The following is a 15,000-nucleotide window of genomic DNA, read 5'->3' on the forward strand; positions in this document are numbered from 1 at the left end:
AGACGGCGGCGGCCTTCTACCGACAGCGGGGCGTTACGGTGGAGCATGGACGGGTCTTTCTGCTCGGCGGACGAGTTGGTGGTACTTCTCATCCTGCCGCCGAAAGACCCGTCCCCATCCTCAGGCCCTGCCCGGCGTCAACAACCTCATGACCCGCAACACCTAGCGGGCCCGGCGCTACTCCCAGGTCGCGGTGTCCGGGTCGATGCCGTGGGCGCGTGCGCTCGCGTCGATGATCTGACGGAACCAGGTGGCAAGACCGGCGCGGACGCCGTCGTAGTGGGCCGCGAATCCCGGATCGGCCTCGAACATGCGGCCGAGACAGACCTGCATCCGCCTGGTGAGCGGAAAGTACGAAGCGAAGACGTCGCGGTGCCGCTCGACGAGATGGTTCGCTTCCGGGCTGCCAGGGGTGACCCCGGCGTCCATCGCATCCCCGAGAGCGCGGTCGAGGTCGGCCATGGTGTCGGCGACGGCCTGCCATTCCTCCGGGCCGCGAGAAGCCGAGAGTTCGGCGAACTGCAGCCATTGTGTCGTGTTCCCGTAGAGCTGACGGGCTTGGGCGGGCCACTCCGGGTTCCACTGCGGCCCCAGGATCGCGGCCTGCTGCTCGGCAGTCAGCAGCATGCCGCGCTCGTGGGCGTCGATCATCCGATCCAGTCCGGCGCTGAGCTGCTGGAGGCGATCGATCCGCTCAGCGACCTGAGTGCGCTGCGCGCGCAGTGCGCCGAGCACGTCCGCGGTTGAGTCGTCCAGGATGGACCGGATACTGTCCAGGCCGAGACCGAGCTCGCGGTAGATGACGACGCGGTGCAGGCGTTCCAGATCACCGGCCGTGTAGAGCCGGTATCCGGCGGCCGTGCGCAGCGACGGCCGTGCCAGACCGATCTCGTCCCAGTGGTGCAGCGCGCGGACTGTCACGCCCAGACGAGTCGAGACCTCCCCGACGGTCAGGCCGTCGGCGTCAGTCATGGTCAACGCTTCGCTGGATGAGTCCGGCGACCGCGGCCGCCACCGCGGCCCTGCGGCCGGTGAAGGACTCGTGACCGTTCTCCGCCTGCGGCGCCTTCAGTGACCAGGAGGCGGTGTCCCAGCTGGTCACCAACGCGACCACCATGGCCATCAGCTCGATCGCCGGGATGTCGGCGCGGATCTGTCCCGCTTGCTGAGCGGCTTTGATCGCGGCGACGTTCCGCCGGTACTCGTCGACCTCGGCATCGATGGCCTGCTGCCGCTCCAGCCCGGCCCACAGGTACAGCCGCCGCACGTGCGGCCGCCGCTCGGTCCCGGTGGCGTCGGGTGGCATGTCACCCCCTTCGTGAGTGGTTATCAGGGTTCTAACCTGGATAAACACTCACGAGGGTAGATGTGCGTACGGTGTCCCTCGTGTGACGGCCACGTTTCGTGATGTCTTGACCTGGTCCCGATCGGCGCCTATGGTTCACGACTCATAGGACATCCCATGTCCCATCTCTTGTCGAATCGTTCCCCTGGAGGCGCGGTGTCCGGAACTGGTCAGTCGTTCAGCCGGCGCGACATGTTGCGCTTCACCGGTCTCGCCGGTGTGGCCGCTGCCTTCTCGTCGACGCTCGCCGCGTGCGGCGGCCCGGCCTCGACGAATGCCACAGGCAACAAGGCCGACTCGATCACCGCGGTGATCGGGTACGGCAACAACCAGACCTGGGACCCGCTACAGACCGCGTCGGCGTTCTCGATGGCCGCGATGCTGCACTGTTACGAGTCCCTTGTAGAGGGTGACCCGATCACCCGTGAGCCCTACGCGGGGCTGGCCAAGGCCCTTCCCGCCGACGTCACCGGCACCAGCCTCACCTTCGAGATCAGGGACGGCGCCAAGTGGCACGACGGGCAGCCCGTCACCGCGGATGACGTCGTCTTCACCTACACCAGGGCACTCGATCCGAAGGAGAACGTGCTCGTCCGGACGTTCCTCGCCGGATGGCTCAACCAGGTCCGCAAGACCGGCGACAACAAGGTCGAGTTCGTCCTCGACAAGCCGTTCCCCTATGTGCTGCAACGGTTGCAGACCGTCAAGATCGCGCCGAAGCACGTCTTCGACGGCAAGTGGCAGGACGCGGTGTCCGGCAAGGTCGTCGGTTCCGGGCCGTACAAGGTCGTCGAGCAGGCACCGTTGTCGCACACCCGTTTCGAGCGGTTCGACGGGTACAACGGGCCTCGCCCCGCGGTGTACAAGACCATGCTGTGGAACTCGATCGTCGAGGCCTCGCCGCGGGTCGCCAAGATCTCCGGTGCGACTCCGGCGGCCCAGATCGTGGAGAACATCCCCGCTGCCAACGCCGACCAGTTGCAGAAGGACGGCCGCACGGTCGAGTTCGCCGACGGCGGCAACAACCTGTGGCTGATGTTCAACACCCAGCACGCGCCCTTCGACAACAAACTCGTGCGCCAGGCCCTGCACCACGCGATCGACAAGAAGAAGATGATCGAGGTCGGGCTCAAGGGCAAGGGCACGCCCGGCACGAGCTTCATCAACCCGAAGATGGCCGCGTCCCAGCCCGCCGCCAACGACTTCGGCTACAACCCGGACAAGGCCAAGGAGCTGCTCCGACAGGCCGGGGTGAGCAACCTCCAGGTCACGCTGTCCACGACGAACACCACCTTGGTCGCGGACTGCGTGAACGTGATCAAGGAAGGCTGGGACGCCATCGGCGTGACCACCACATTGGACAGTCAGGACACCAAGGCACTGTTCTCCAAACTGGACAGCGGGTTCGACTTCCACGTCGTGGCGACCACGCAGAACGCCGAGCAGTTCGGCAACGACCCCGACCTGCTGATCCGGTACTACTACGCGGGTTCCGGCGTCGCGCCGAAGTACGCCAAGTGGACCGGCCCCGAGGCGCAGCAGTTGCTCGGCCTGCTCGACCAGGCGACCGCGCAGGCCGACGAAGCGCAGCGCAAGCCGCTGATCAAGCAGGCCCTGGACATGATCGCCGACCAGGCGGTGGTGTACCCGATGGTGTTCACGCACAACGGCACCGCATGGGATCCCAAGGCGCTGTCCGGCGTCCGCGCGCAGGGCTACCCGGGGATCAACCTCAACCAGGCCAAACCGGTTCTGTGATGGTCATCCTGCGGATGCTGCTCGGCCGGGTGCTGTCGCTCGTGCCGTTGCTGCTCGGGGTCACCCTGTTCGTCTTCGTCGTGATGCGCTTCTCCCCCACCGATCCGGCGTTGGCGGCGTTCGACGGCGCCAACGCCAGCGCGGAACAGCTGGAGCAGTTCCGGCGGGACAACGGGCTGCTGGATCCGTTGCCGGTGCAGTACTTCCGGTTCCTCGGGCAGCTGATCCAGGGTGACTTCGGGGTCAGCGTGATCACCAAGCAGCCGGTGGCCGACATCATCACCACCGCGCTGCCGTTGACCGTCCAGCTGACGCTGATGGGCCTGGTGATCGCGATCGTGCTGTCGGTGCCGTCCGGCGTGATCTCCGCGCTGTTCCGGGACCGCTGGCCCGACCAGGTCATCCGGATCGTGTCGCTGGCCGGGGTGGCGGCCCCCGCGTTCTGGATCGCGCTGCTGCTGGTCCAGTGGCTCGCCGTCGGCCAGGGCCTCTTCCCCACCAGCGGATACGTCAGCATGAACGATTCGTTCAGCGGCTGGCTGAACTCGATGACGCTGCCCGCGGTCGCGCTCGCCATGCCGGTGGCCGCCCAGCTGACCCGGATCATCCGCACGTCCATGGTCGAGGAACTGGACAAGGACTACGTGCGCACGGCACGCGGCGGCGGTCTGCCGCCGGTGGTCGTGGTCGGCCGCAACGTGCTGCGCAACGCGCTGGTCAACCCGCTCACCGTGCTGGGGCTGCGGATCGGCTACCTGCTCGGCGGCGCGGTGGTGATCGAGACGATGTTCGCGCTGCCAGGGATGGGACAGAACATGATCCAGGCCGTCACCGACGGCGACACCTCGAAGGTGCAGGGCTTCGTGATCACCATCGCGCTCGGTTTTGTGCTCGTCAACCTGGTCGTGGACGTCCTCTACCTGATCGCCAACCCCCGCCTGCGGAGCCACTCATGATGCGCCCCGGCCTCACCAGGCGGCTGAGCAACCCGGGAATCCGGTTCAGCAGGCTCAACATCTCGTCGTGGATCGCGCTCGCGCTCATCGTGCTGCTGGCGCTCGTGGCCGCTCTGGCCCCGGTCATCGCGGGTCACGACCCGTACCTGACCGGCGCGGCAGTCGACGGGCCGAGCGGCGAGCACTGGCTCGGCACGGACTCCTCGGGCCGGGACATCTTCGCGCGCCTGGTCTACGGCACCCGCTGGTCGCTCGCGGTCGGTCTCGGCGCCATCGGGATCGCCCTGGTGGCCGGCGTGCTGATCGGCGCGCTCGCGGCCACGTCAGGCCGCCGGGCGGACGGCGTGATCATGCGGGTACTGGACGTCATCATGGCGTTCCCCGGAATCGCGCTCGCCGCGGTGCTCGTGGCGGTGTTCGGGCGCGGCCTGCCAGTGCTGATCATGGCGATCGGCTTCCTGTACACACCGTCGATCGCGCGTGTGGTGCGTGCGAACGTGATGGCGCAGTACAGCGAGGACTACGTCGCCGCCGAACGGATCATCGGCGCCAAACGCGCCTACATCCTGGCCAAGCACGTCGCGGTGAACTGCGCGGCACCCGTCCTGGTGTTCTGCACGGTGATGGTGGCCGACGCGATCGTGTTCGAGGCGTCGCTGTCGTTCATCGGCGCGGGCATCCAGCCGCCGGATCCGTCCTGGGGGTCGGTTCTGGCCAACGGCAAGGACCTGGTGCTGACCGGTGGCTGGTGGGCCACGCTGTTCCCCGGCTTGCTGATCCTGGTCACGGTCCTGGCGCTGAACGTGTTCGCCGAAGGCATCTCCGACGCCTGGGCGACGCCGTCCGCCCGGCAGGTCAAGGCGGGCCGGGCCGCGAAAGCCGTCGCGATGGCGGAGGAACCGGCCGAGATCCGGCCGATCGCGGGCCTGCACGAGGCCGGCGAACGGCTGGCACTGCGAGCCCGTGACCTGTCGGACCGGGAGACCGTGCTGGCCGTGGCGAACCTGACGATCTCGTTCCCCGACCGGCACAACGGGGTCAACGTGGTCGACGGGGTCTCGTTCACGGTCAGGTCCGGCGAAGTGCTGGGGCTGATCGGTGAATCGGGCTGCGGCAAGTCACTGACCTCGTTGTCGATCATGGGCCTGCAACCGGCGACCGCACAGGTGTCCGGGCAGATCCGCTTCGACCACAAGGACTTGCTCGCGTTGACGGCCAGGCAGCGGCGCCGCTACCTCGGTCACGACATCGCGATGATCTACCAGGACGCGCTCAGTTCGCTCAACCCGGCGATGACGATCCGCTCGCAGCTCAAGCAGTTCACCCGCAGGGGTGGCACACGCACCCCGGAAGAGCTGCTGGAACTGGTGAATCTCGATCCCGAGCGCACGTTGCGGTCCTATCCGCACGAGTTGTCCGGCGGACAGCGGCAACGGGTGCTGATCGCGATGGCGTTGTCCCGCAGCCCCAAGCTGATCGTCGCCGACGAGCCGACCACCGCGCTGGACGTCACCGTGCAGGCGCAGATCGTGAAACTGTTGCTCAGGTTGCAGGAGGAGCTCGGTTTCGCGCTCATCCTGGTGTCCCACGACCTGGCGCTGGTGTCCGAAGTGGCCGATCGGGTGGTCGTGATGTACGGCGGTCAGGTCGCCGAGATGGGCACGATCGCGCAGATCATCGGCGCGCCGAGGCACCACTACACCCGGGGCCTGCTGTCCGCGGTGCTGTCGCTGGAGCAGAACGAGGCCACGCTCACCCAGATCAAGGGTGTCGTGCCCGCCCCCGCGGACTTCGAGCCGGGGTGCCGGTTCGCCGACCGGTGTCCCGCGGCACGGGCGATCTGCCACACCGAAGCGCCGCCCAAGCTGGGCGACAACGTGGACCACATGATCGCCTGCCACTTCCCCGCGGAAATGAGGGCGCATGAGCCTGCTTGAACTTTCTGACGTGCATGTCGTGCACCGGATCCGGGCACGCCGGTTGTTCGGGCACGACAACGTGTACGCGCTCACCGACGCGAACCTGACCCTGACCGCCGGGGAAACCGTCGGCATAGTCGGTGAATCCGGCTGCGGGAAGTCCACTCTGGCCAAGGTGATCGTCGGCCTGCAACGCCCCACGCAGGGCACCGTGCGGTTCACCGGCAAGCACATCGGCATGATCTTCCAGGACCCGTCGACCGCGCTGAACCGGCGGCTGCCGATCACCAAGATCATTCGCGATCCGCTGGACGTGCACAAACAAGGCACTCCGGCCGAGCGAGACGACCGGGTACGCGAGCTGATGTCCCTGGTCGGCCTGCCGGACAGCGTCGCCGACGCCGTGCCGGGCCAGCTTTCCGGCGGTCAGCGGCAACGGGTCGCGATCGCACGGGCCCTGGCTCTCCGGCCGCAGTTGCTGGTCGCCGACGAGCCGACTTCGGCGCTGGACGTGTCGGTACGCGCCCAGATCCTGAACCTGCTCGTCGACCTGCGTGAACGGCTCGGCCTGGCGATGGTCTTCATCTCGCACGACATCCAGACCGTCAAGAAGATGAGCGACCGGATCATCACGATGTACCTCGGCCGCATCGTCGAGGAAGCCCCGGCCGCGGCCGTTCCAGAGGCCACGCATCACCCGTACATGCGTGCGTTGTTCTCGGCGACGCCGAGCCTGTTGCACGCCGTGGAGCCGATCGTCCTGACCGGACCGGTTCCGTCCGCGACCAATCCGCCGAGCGGCTGCAACTTCCGCACCCGGTGCTGGAAGGCGACCGACGAATGCGCGGCGGAACTGCCCGCGCTGGTCACCGCGGGCGCCGGCCACACGTACCGCTGCATCCACCCTGTGCTTTAGGAAGGACGATCTGTGCGCAAGACGTTGCTGTTGTCCGCACTGTTATCGGCACTGTCAGCCGGGGCACTGGTCGTGCCGCAACCCGCCTCCGCCGACGAACCATCGCTGCACCAGCAGGTGTTGTTCAAGGCGTCCCAGGACCCCGGCTACTGGTGCTACCGCATTCCGGCGATCGTGCGCAGCGCGAAGGGCACGCTGCTGGCGTTCGCCGAGGGCCGCGTGCTGAACTGCGGTGACACCGCCGACATCGATGTCGTGCTGAAACGGTCCACCGACGGCGGCAAGACATGGTCGCCGATGCAACTGGTCAACGAGGGCAAGGGCGACACGCACGGCAACCCTGTGCCCCTTGTGGACAGTGTCACCGGCCGGATCTTCCTGTTCACCACGTACAACGCGGGCCGCACGGACGACAAGGCCTGTGACGTCCCGTGCAAACGCACGCCGTACTTGCAGTACAGCGACGACGATGGCGTGACGTGGTCGGCTCCCGTCGACATGAGCAGCCAAGTCAAGCTGCCGCAATGGGACTACTGGTACGCGACCGGACCCGTGCACGGCATCCAGCTGACCCGCGGCAAGCACGCGGGACGGCTTGTCTTCGGCGTGAGCGGCGAGACCAGCGACAACGGCTCCACCAAGTCGGTCGCCAACGACGCCGCTCTGGTCTACAGCGATGATCACGGCAGGACCTGGCAGGTCGGCGCGGTCGACAGCACCACGTTCCCGGCGGGCGGCCCGTTCACCCAGAAGCCGCAGGAGATCACGGTCACCGAACTCGCCGACGGCTCGGTCTACGCCAGTGCCCGCGACCAGGGCGGGACGGCCGTCGGCAACCGCAGCTTCGCGATCAGCCGCGACGGTGGCGAGACGTTCAGCACGCCGTTCCAGGCCATTCCCGACCTGGTGACACCGACCGTCCAGGGTGCGGTGTTGCGGCTGCAGAGGTTCGGCAAGCCGGACCGCATCCTGTACTCCTCGCCGTCGGACACCGACCGGCGCCGCTGGATGATGATCAGGTCCTCGTACGACCACGGCCGGACCTGGGAGAACGCCGAGCAGGGCACCAGGATCACGTCGGACTGGTCCGGCTACTCCGACATGGTCCAGATCAGCGGCCCCTGGGCGCGTGACACCGAGATCGGCCTGATGTACGAAGGCGGTCCGGTGGACGCCCGGGACGAGATCCGCTTCGCCCGGTTCACCGAGGACTACCTCGGCTGGCGTGAGCCGACCGGCCCGACGACCCCGGACGTCTCCAGGACCAACAAAGACGCCTATGCCCTCGGCGAACCGGCCCTGACTCGTGGCCGGTTCGGTGCGGGCCTCGACCTGGACGGCGTCGACGACTACTTGCGTGTTCCGTATGACCAGGCACAACTTCCTGGCGACGGCGACCTGACGTTCAGCACGTGGTTCCGTTACGGCGAAACCAAGGGCGATCAGGCGCTGTTCTGGCTCGGCGGGATGGGCAACACCGCGCCGCAGCTGTGGCTGCGCGCCGAGCCAGGGAACAAGCGCTTGGTCGCACGGATGACCACGCCCAGCGGCAGCGCGTCGATCACCACCACCCAGGCCTACGACGACCAGCAGTGGCATCACGTCGTGCTGCAACGGTCCGCCGGACAGCTGCTGCTCTGGGTCGACGGTGTCCAGGTCGCGTCCGGCCCGGCGGTCGCGGGCTCGCTCAGCGAGCGGGTGTCGTTCCAGATCCACGTCGGCGAACGGCAGGACTACCTGCAGCGTTTCGACGGCACACTCGACGAGGTTCGGCTGTACACCCGGGCGTTGTCCCCGGCCGAACTCGACCGGCTTCGACTGTCCAACGCAGACATCCGTGACCGTCAGGTGTTGCGCCTGCCGCTCGACCGAATCGGAGGCTGATCATGAAGTTACGGCCGATCGTTCTCGCCACGCTGGCCGTGGCGGCCCTCGCGCAGCCCGCTGCCGCGGCAGCGCAGCCCGCGGCGGCACCGCAGCGCGGCTGCTCGTCGGTGCCGTACACGTCCGGGACCGAGGGATATCACACGTTCCGTATTCCGGCCGTGGTCCGGGCAAGGTCCGGCGCGGTGCTGGCCTTCGCCGAAGGACGTGTCGAGTCGGCCGGTGACACCGGCGCGATCCACGTTGTGCTGAAGCGTTCGTACGACGGCGGCTGCACGTGGGGCCCGATGTCGGTGGTGTCGGCCAATGGCAACGCGACCGCGGGCAATCCGGCGCCGGTCGTGCTGCGCAACGGCGACATCGTGCTGCTGACCACGCGCAACGGCCGGGTGACCGAACGGCAGATAATGTCCGGCACGGTGTCCGCAGAGGACTCGCGCCGCGTGTTCGTCCAGCGCAGCAAGGACAACGGCCGCACGTGGACCGCCGCGCAGGAGATCACCTCGACCACCAAGAGGCCGGACTGGCGCTGGTACGCCACCGGGCCCGGTCACGCGATCCTGTTGCGCGACGGGCGCATTGTCGTCCCCGCCAACCACTCCAGCGCACCGCCGGCCGGGTCCGCCGACGTCGGCACGGAAGCCAAGTACTACGGCGGCCACTCGCTCATCAGCGATGACGGCGGCCGCACCTGGCGAATCGGCTTCTCCGAGGACCGCACCGACGTGACCATCGCGTCGAACGAGACCACGGTGGCACAGCTTCCCGACGGACGGCTGTACTTCAACAGCCGCAACCAAGGCACGCTCGGCGGCCGGGTGGACGCGATCAGCGCCGACGGCGGTGAGACGCTCACCGCGCCGTACCGTCCGCAAACGACACTCACCATCCCCAAGGTGCAGGCCAGTGTCCTGCAGACCACGCGTCCCGGCCTGCTGCTGTTCTCCGGGCCTTCGGACGCGGTCAGCCGCAAGGCGATGGCGATCCGCGTCAGTGCCGACAACGGGCAGTCCTGGCGGCAGGCGTACCAGCTGTCGGACGCGCCCGCGGCCTATTCCGACCTCGTCCAGCTCGGCGGATCCGTTGGCGTGCTTTACGAGACGGGTGCCGCCGGGCCGTACGAGACGATCAGGTTCACCCAGGTCCCGCTGCGCTCGCTGGCCGAACACAAGTAGGAGAGGCTTTGACTCAGCTCAACGGTGGCGTCGTGCCACCCGTGTGCACACCGCTGACGCCGGAACGCGAACTCGACGTCGCGTCGCTGGAGCGGCTGGCCGCGTACCTGATCGAGGCAGGCGTGCACGGCCTGTTCGTCACCGGCTCCACCGGTGAGGTCGCCTACCTGCCGGACAACGTGCGGCGGCAGGCGCTCGAAGTGGTGGCCGGTGTGGCCGCGGGCCAGGTCCCGGTGCTCGCCGGGGTCATCGACACCACCACGCCGCGGGTGATCGACCAGGCGCTGGCGGCCAAGGCCGCCGGCGCGGACGCCCTGGTCGCCACGGCCCCGTTCTACGCGCCGACGCACCCGACGGAGTTCCCCGGCCATTTCCGGGACATCCGGGCCGCGGTGGACCTTCCGCTGGTCGCGTACGACATCCCGGTCTCGGTGGGCCACAAGCTGCCGACGGAGGTGGTGGCCGAGCTCGCCGCGGACAAGACCCTGGCCGGGCTGAAGGATTCCAGCGGCGACCTCGACGGGCTGCGCGCTGTCCTGGCGTGTGTCCCGGCGGGCTTCCTGTGCTATTCGGGTTCGGAGACCAACGCCGACCTCGGGCTGTTCAGCGGCGCGCACGGTCTTGTACCGGGTATCGGCAACGTCGACCCGCACGGATACGTGCGGCTGTACGAAGCCGCGGCCCGGCAGGACTGGGACACCGCACGGGCCGAGCAGGCCCGTCTGCGGCGCCTGTTCCAGCTGATCTACGTCGGCGACGGCCGGATCGGCCGGTACTCGTCGGCGATCGGCGCGTTCAAGGAGGGCCTGGTGCTGCGGGGCGTGATCGCCGACGCGACCACCAGCAAGCCGATGATCCCGCTCAACGACGCCGAGCGCGCCGCGGTGCGCCGGCACCTGGACGAGGCCGGGCTGTTGTGACAGCCGGGTTGGGCCAGGCGATCCGGGACGAGATCACCGGACTGATCCTGGACCGGCGGCTGCGGCCGGGCGACCCGTTGCCCACCGAGTCCGAGCTGGTCGAGACGCTGGGCGTGAGCCGCAACTCGATCCGCGAGGCACTGAAAGCGCTGCAGGCGTTGGACATCGTGGAGATCCGGCACGGTTACGGCACGTACGTCGGCAACCTGTCGCTGGCCCCGTTCGCCGATGGCCTGACCTTCCGTGCGTTGCACGACATCGGCCGCGACCTGCGCTCGATGGAGGAGATCGTCGAAGTGCGCGAAGCACTCGAAAACGCTCTCATCCGGCGGGTCGCGGCCACCGTGCCGGAGATCGACCTGCTCGCCCTCGACGAGGTCACCGACCGGATGAACGAACGCGCCCAGTCCGGCCTGACCTTCGCCGAGGAGGACAGGCAGTTCCACGAACTGCTGTACCGATCGTTGAGCAACTCGCTGGTCACCCAGCTGCTGCGGGCGTTCTGGGACGTGTTCCACCGGGTCAACCACCAGCTCGGCGTGACCGATCCCGACCCGGTCCTGACGGTGGAGCGGCACCGCGCCATCGTCAGCGCCGTGCGTGACCGCGATCTGGCCCGCGCGGAGCTCGCGATGACCGAGCACTTCCGCAACCTGGACTTCCGCGTCGCCCAGCTACGCACCGGCGGTGCCGACCAGCCGCCATGACGGCGTTCACCCTGGCGCCCTTGGTGATCGGACGGACGAACCCGGCTCCTCGGTGGACTCGGTGCACAGGCATCCGACGCCCCGTTCGATCCACTCCTGACCGCTCCACTCGGGATGCCGATCGGTCAGCACCGCCCGCACCTCGGCGACGATTTCGGCCTCCGCCATCGCGGAGTCCCGCCGCAGCCAGGTCTCGTCACGCAGTTCACGCAGGTAGTCGCGGACACCGGCAAGCACCTCGGGACCGCCGATGTCGCCGTGACCGGGCACCACGACCCGAGGCTTGGTCGCGGCCAGGTTTTCCATCACCGCCAACCAGCCCACGCCGGACACATCCGTGTCGTGCGGCGGAAACCACGGGAAGATGGCGAACTGCCCGGTCTCGGCCAGGTCCCCGGTGAACAGCACGCCGGCGTCCGGCACCTCGACCACCTGATCGCCTCGTGTGTGCGCCCGGCCGGTCGGCCGCAGCCGCACGATCCGGCCGCCCAGGTCGAGGTCGTACCCGCCGTCGTAGACCACGTCCGGGCTGGGAATCCGGACGCCGTCAAGACGCCGGGCGACCGACTCGCCCAAGCCGCGGAACATCTCCAGGTATCCCGGTCCTTTTCCGGCCAGATCGGCCGCCTGTGCCCGGTTGACCAGGTACGTGGCCTGTCCGGCGAACACCTGGGCGCCGAAAGCGTGTTCCGGGTGGAAATGCGTCGTGGTCAGGTACATCCGCCGCCCGTTGGCCACCTCGGACGCGAAGGCGAGAACGTGCTCGGCGTTCGCGGTACCGATGCCCGTTTCGACGACGAGGACCGCGTCCGTGCCGCCGATGATGCCGATGTTGGGCACCAGGTCGACCCGCTGGTTCGGGAGCACGAGCAGGTCCGGTGCTATCTCCTGGGCGCCGTCGGTCCGTACGGCGGGATCGGGAATCTCCATGCCGTGATTCCACTGCCGAGCGGGCCCGGCCGTCCAAGACCGATCGGGTGGCGCCGATACCGTACGGGTATCTTCGCCGGTCATGGAGCTGCGGACGCTGCGCTACTTCGTCACCGTCGCCGAGGAACTCCACTTCGGCCGGGCCGCCGCGCGCCTGCACATGAGCCAGCCGCCGCTGAGCCGGGCGATCAAACAGCTGGAGAACGACCTCGGCGCCGTTCTGCTGCACCGGTCCGCCGCGGGCGTCTCGCTCACCCCGGCTGGGTCGGCGTTGCTGGACGAAGCGCGTGCCCTGCTCGACCAGGCCGGCCAGATACGGGTGCGCGTGGCCGGCGCCGCGACCATCACCGTCGGCATCCTCGGCGACAGCACTGACCGTGGCGCGACACGGCTGGCCACCGCGTACCGCAGACGGCATCCAGGCGTCGAGGTCCGCATCCGCGAGGCTGACCTGACCGATCCCACCTGCGGTCTGCGTGCCGGACTGGTCGACGTCGCCCTGACCCGCGGGCCGTTCGACGAGACCGGCCTGACCGTGCACGACCTGCGCGCCGATCCGGTCGGTGCGGTGCTTCGCGCCGACGATCCGCTGGCCCGTCGTGACCACCTCAAGCTGGCCGACCTGGCCGACCGGCGCTGGTTCCGGTTCCCCGGCGGTACCGACCCGATCTGGCAGTCGTACTGGAACGGCGGCGAGCCCCGCGAGGGCCCGGTGGTGCGCGCCGTCCAGGAATGCCTCCAGGCCGTGATCTGGAACGGCACCGTCGGCATGATCCCGCTCGGGCACAAGCCGCCCGACGAGCTGGTCGCCGTCCCGTTGATCGACATGGCGCCGAGCCGCGTGGTGGCCGCGTGGAACGAGGGCGACACGAACCCGCTGATCCAGTCCTTCGTCCGGATCGCGACAGCCGCCTACCGCGCCTGAGCGCCCTACGGCAGCCGACCTGGCCGGAACCGAATCGTCGTCCGCGATTCGTCCAGTGCGGCGGAGATCACCGGCGAATTACCGCGGCTTTCCGCAATTTCCCGGTGCACGGTCATGAAATCGGGAATGACAAAACCTCGAAGCGGACGGCAATGCCGTCACGGTCTTCCCGATCGATTCACCGAAACGAATCTCGCTACGATGATCACGTGACGACTCAGCGCCGTACGCTCGCCGGCTGGGGACGAACCGCCCCGACCGTCGCGGAGGTCCTGTCCACACCGGACGTCGAGGTCATCGCGCGTGCGGTGGCCACCGCGGGCGAGCGCGGCGTCATCGCACGAGGCCTCGGCCGTTCCTACGGCGACCCGGCGCAGAACGCGGGCGGCCTGGTCGTCGACATGACCGCGCTGGACCGGATCCACTCGATCGATCCCGGCTCCGGCCTTGTCGACGTCGACGCGGGCGTGAGCCTCGACGCGCTGATGCGTGCCGCGCTGCCGCACGGGTTGTGGGTGCCGGTGCTGCCCGGCACGCGTCAGGTGACCATCGGTGGCGCCATCGCCAACGACATCCACGGCAAGAACCACCATTCCGCGGGCAGCTTCGGCGACCATGTCGTGTCGATGGACCTGCTGACCGCCGACGGCCAGGTGCGCACCCTCACGCCCGAGTCGAAGCTGTTCTGGGCGACCGTCGCCGGGATCGGGCTGACCGGCATCATCACCCGCGCCACGATCCGGATGAAGAAGACCGAGACGGCCTACTTCGTGGTCGACGCGGACCGGACCGCCGACCTGGACGAAACGCTGGCACTGTTCACCGACGGCTCGGACCTGGCCTACGACTACTCGATGGCCGTCCCGGACCTGATGTCCTCCGACGGCAGGCTGGGCCGGGCGACGTTCTCCCGTGGCTCGCTGGCGAAACGGGACCAGTTGCCCGCCAAGCTGCGCGGCGAGCCGCTGAAGTTCGACGCGCCGCGGCTGGCGACCCTGCCGGACGTGTTCCCCAACGGCCTGGCCAACAAGCTGACCTTCGGCCTGGTGAACGAGCTCTGGCAGCACACGGTGCCGTCCGGCGGCACGCGGGGCGCGATCCAGAACCTCACGCGGTTCTACCACCCGCTCGACATGCTGGGCGAGTGGAACCGGGCCTACGGCCGGAAGGGTTTCCTGCAGTACCAGTTCTCCGTCCCTTTCGGACGCGAGGACGAGTTCAAGGTCATCTGCCGCCGGATCGCCCGCTCCGGCCACTACTCGTTCCTCAACGTGGTCAAGCGAATGGGTGCGGCCAGCCAGGCGCCGCTGTCCTGGCCGTCGCCCGGCTGGATGCTGAGCGTGGACTTCCCGATCAAGGACGGCCTCGGCCGGTTCTGTGACGAACTGGACGAGGCGGTGCTGGGCGTGGGCGGCCGCCTGTACACCGCGAAGGACTCCCGTACGTCCGCGGAGACCTTCGCCGCGATGTACCCGCGGCTGGCGGAGTGGCGCGAGATCCGGCGGTCCGTGGATCCCGAAGGCGTGTTCGTCTCGGACATGAGCCGCAGGCTGCGGCTCTGATTC

The 15,000-nt window shown here is 68.4% G+C and carries 13 protein-coding genes; 10 read left to right on the top strand and 3 right to left on the bottom strand.

Annotated features, from left to right (window positions below):
* Positions 1–177: 177 nt before the first annotated feature.
* Together GC106_RS36040 and GC106_RS36045 are read right to left on the bottom strand one after the other, a co-directional pair.
* Positions 178–972 (bottom strand): MerR family transcriptional regulator, encoded by a 795-nt coding sequence (locus GC106_RS36040; protein WP_173139894.1) that lies wholly within the window; start codon positions 970–972, stop codon positions 178–180.
* A complete protein-coding gene (locus GC106_RS36045; protein ID WP_173139896.1) occupies positions 965–1,306 on the bottom strand; it encodes a hypothetical protein in 342 nt (113 codons plus the stop codon). Before GC106_RS36045 ends, GC106_RS36040 begins: the two co-directional genes overlap by 8 nt.
* 195 nt (positions 1,307–1,501) lie before the next feature.
* On the opposite strand from GC106_RS36045, the gene GC106_RS36050 reads away from it, so the two are divergent.
* From GC106_RS36050 to GC106_RS36085, 8 genes are read left to right on the top strand one after another with little or no spacing between them, the layout of a single operon-like run.
* Positions 1,502–3,103, top strand: coding sequence for an ABC transporter substrate-binding protein (locus GC106_RS36050; protein WP_312873156.1), 1,602 nt, complete (start codon positions 1,502–1,504; stop codon positions 3,101–3,103).
* A complete protein-coding gene (locus GC106_RS36055) occupies positions 3,103–4,059 on the top strand; it encodes an ABC transporter permease (RefSeq protein WP_217281406.1) in 957 nt (318 codons plus the stop codon). Before GC106_RS36050 ends, GC106_RS36055 begins: the two co-directional genes overlap by 1 nt.
* Positions 4,056–5,996 carry a dipeptide/oligopeptide/nickel ABC transporter permease/ATP-binding protein gene (locus GC106_RS36060; protein ID WP_173139902.1) on the top strand — a complete coding sequence of 647 codons (1,941 nt, stop codon included), beginning with the start codon at positions 4,056–4,058 and terminating at the stop codon, positions 5,994–5,996. The genes GC106_RS36055 and GC106_RS36060 overlap by 4 nt, the downstream gene beginning before the upstream one ends.
* Positions 5,983–6,894 carry an oligopeptide/dipeptide ABC transporter ATP-binding protein gene (locus tag GC106_RS36065; protein WP_173139904.1) on the top strand — a complete coding sequence of 304 codons (912 nt, stop codon included), beginning with the start codon at positions 5,983–5,985 and terminating at the stop codon, positions 6,892–6,894. The genes GC106_RS36060 and GC106_RS36065 overlap by 14 nt, the downstream gene beginning before the upstream one ends.
* A gap of 12 nt (positions 6,895–6,906) precedes the next feature.
* The gene (locus tag GC106_RS36070; RefSeq protein WP_312873159.1) at positions 6,907–8,778 is read left to right on the top strand and encodes an exo-alpha-sialidase; all 1,872 of its coding nucleotides are present in this window, start codon (positions 6,907–6,909) and stop codon (positions 8,776–8,778) included.
* A gap of 2 nt (positions 8,779–8,780) precedes the next feature.
* Entirely contained in the window at positions 8,781–9,953 is a 1,173-nt protein-coding gene (locus GC106_RS36075) for a sialidase family protein (protein WP_173139905.1), read from the top strand.
* A gap of 8 nt (positions 9,954–9,961) precedes the next feature.
* Entirely contained in the window at positions 9,962–10,873 is a 912-nt protein-coding gene (locus GC106_RS36080) for a dihydrodipicolinate synthase family protein (RefSeq protein WP_173139907.1), read from the top strand.
* Complete coding sequence (locus GC106_RS36085; protein WP_312873160.1) at positions 10,870–11,580, top strand: FadR/GntR family transcriptional regulator; 711 nt, start codon at positions 10,870–10,872, stop codon at positions 11,578–11,580. Before GC106_RS36080 ends, GC106_RS36085 begins: the two co-directional genes overlap by 4 nt.
* Positions 11,581–11,586: 6 nt before the next feature.
* Here the strand turns inward: GC106_RS36085 and GC106_RS36090 are convergent, their stop codons facing one another.
* Positions 11,587–12,510, bottom strand: coding sequence for an MBL fold metallo-hydrolase (locus tag GC106_RS36090; RefSeq protein WP_173139909.1), 924 nt, complete (start codon positions 12,508–12,510; stop codon positions 11,587–11,589).
* Positions 12,511–12,592: 82 nt separating this feature from the next.
* Here GC106_RS36090 and GC106_RS36095 point away from each other — a divergent pair, with 82 nt between their 5' ends.
* Together GC106_RS36095 and dprE1 are read left to right on the top strand one after the other, a co-directional pair.
* Positions 12,593–13,435 carry a LysR family transcriptional regulator gene (locus tag GC106_RS36095; protein WP_173139911.1) on the top strand — a complete coding sequence of 281 codons (843 nt, stop codon included), beginning with the start codon at positions 12,593–12,595 and terminating at the stop codon, positions 13,433–13,435.
* 209 nt (positions 13,436–13,644) lie between these two features.
* Complete coding sequence (dprE1, locus tag GC106_RS36100) at positions 13,645–14,997, top strand: decaprenylphosphoryl-beta-D-ribose oxidase (protein ID WP_312873161.1); 1,353 nt, start codon at positions 13,645–13,647, stop codon at positions 14,995–14,997.
* The last annotated feature ends 3 nt before the right edge of the window (positions 14,998–15,000 follow it).

Origin of the sequence: Kibdelosporangium persicum (genome assembly GCF_013280595.1) — a bacterium.
GTDB classification, from domain to species: Bacteria; Actinomycetota; Actinomycetes; order Mycobacteriales; family Pseudonocardiaceae; genus Kibdelosporangium; species Kibdelosporangium persicum.